Source organism: Synechococcus sp. H60.1 (assembly GCF_047462335.1).
GTDB lineage: Bacteria > Cyanobacteriota > Cyanobacteriia > Thermostichales > Thermostichaceae > Thermostichus.
This window is the reverse complement of record NZ_JANSJA010000041.1, coordinates 1-1,731: the sequence shown is the minus strand read 5'-3', so window position 1 is coordinate 1,731 and position 1,731 is coordinate 1. Positions and strand designations below refer to the sequence as shown.

Sequence of the window (1,731 nt, the reverse complement as noted above, 5' to 3'; positions counted from 1 at the left end):
GCCACCAAGACCCGCCCCATCTCGGCGAAGATTTGGACAAGCTGGTGGAACTTGCGTTGCAGGACGGGATCCAGCTCCGGCAAGGAGTCGGCAGGGGCAAGCGGGGCAGTTGGGTCTGGGGCTATGTTCATATGGCCGGCAGATGCGGTGAGATTTGGGGCAAGGGGGAAAACAGCGAGGACTCCGTCCAAGCGGAGAAGAACCAGTTGTGAGCGGGATTCCCTCTCCCATTGTTTCCCAGAGTCTCCTGCCTTTCCAAAGCTTCCCCAAAGATGAGGTGCGGAATCTCTCAGCGAAGGATATCCCGCTGCCCAGTTTCGATATTAGGTACCTAAGCCAATTGCTATGAGCTACGGGAGAGACCTGAGATACCTGTTACCCTCAACGATATCATTCGCAATAACTTCGAGGAAGAACTTCTAAAATTTTTTGAAATCGCCCTCTCTCAAAAGAATCGGCAAACTCTTGAGGCCCACCGAACTATTCTTAGAGCCTGCTACAGAGACCCAGAACTTTGTTCGGAGATAAATGCCAGAAAAAGGAAGGAGGTGGCTGAAAAGTGGATAAAGAGGTATAATAATGGCTACGAAAATAGAATTTCGAAATGAGTATTGAAGTCTACAAAGACAATCGCTGGCATGATTGTCAGTACCGTTATCAGCGCTCGGATTCCCAAACTTACGGCAGAACACCGTAAGTGGCTGGATCAACTTCACAAGCAAGTATTACCTGAATGTCTTCTTCTAGACCCATACAGCCAGAAAAAACTCAGGATTTTTAGCTGAGGCTAGCTAAACGAGCGTCAACTGTGATCGGTTACTTTTGAGTCTGTACCTTACTCTCTTAACGCAGTAGTTCTCTGCAAACTCTGATGCTACAGTCCACTGACTGCCGATTTTTCCCTGCTGATTTCGCCGCCTCGGAGTAGTCGCCGCACCTATTGTTCTAAGCAGTTTAAGATTTCTGAAGCTTCCCTTACAGAGAGGTACTGGGTAGACAGAGCAGACACTGTTTCAGAGTCGAAACTAGATTTGGGTATCCACTTTACTATACTCTGACCGGTATGTAGGAGACAATGAGGTCAATCTATCCCTAGGCCAGTGGCCCACCAACGCGGTAGGCTAGATCGCAGTGGGCCTTCTGTTGGGTTCTCTACTGCAATCAACGGTTCTCTCCTCTTGCCGCCATGGCTTTGCAACTTGAACCTGCCGCTCCGGCAGAGGTAGCCATCTATCAGCCCTATTACGCCGTCGCGCGCCGGCAACACCTAGCTCTTGCGGTGGGCCTCTACAAAAAAGGCAGCCTGGAAGGACAGAGGGCCATCGAGGGAGACAAACCTGTGCGTTTCCTGGCCAGTTGGCACACGTCGCCGTTGCCCTCCGATCTGACCGTGGTGCAAGTGATCTTCGATCAGGATGCTGAGCTCACTTACCAGCTCTCCATCGCCAACTACGAGTTTGTGGATTACCTAATCGATGTCGTAACACTGGTGCAGCGTGGACAACCGCCGGATTTCACCACTGCCTTTTACAAAAAGCTGATGCGGTATGAAGACTGACGCCAATTCTCCGGTTGCCGTCACCCTCTACGACACCACCCTGCGGGATGGGGCGCAGCGGGAGGGGCTATCGCTATCACTGCAAGACAAGATCCAGATCGCCAAGCTGCTGGATCGCCTGGGGATCCCGTTTATCGAGGGGGGCTGGCCGGGGGCCAATCCCAAGGATGTGC

1 protein-coding gene and 1 pseudogene are annotated in these 1,731 nt (G+C 51.9%); both read left to right on the top strand.

Features of this window, described 5'->3' with window-relative positions:
* The first annotated feature begins 1,186 nt into the window (after positions 1-1,186).
* Complete coding sequence (gene ebsA, locus NW852_RS02240) at positions 1,187-1,558, top strand: type IV pilus biogenesis protein EbsA (RefSeq protein WP_414366770.1); 372 nt, start codon at positions 1,187-1,189, stop codon at positions 1,556-1,558.
* Positions 1,548-1,731: pseudogene (locus NW852_RS02235) on the top strand (citramalate synthase); the annotation flags it as partial. The gene ebsA and the pseudogene NW852_RS02235, both read left to right, overlap by 11 nt.

Bases quoted from the DNA above. Each gene is read 5' to 3' on its own strand.
- ebsA (WP_414366770.1), top strand. From the start codon at position 1,187: ATGGCTTTGCAACTTGAACCTGCCGCTCCGGCAGAGGTAGCCATCTAT.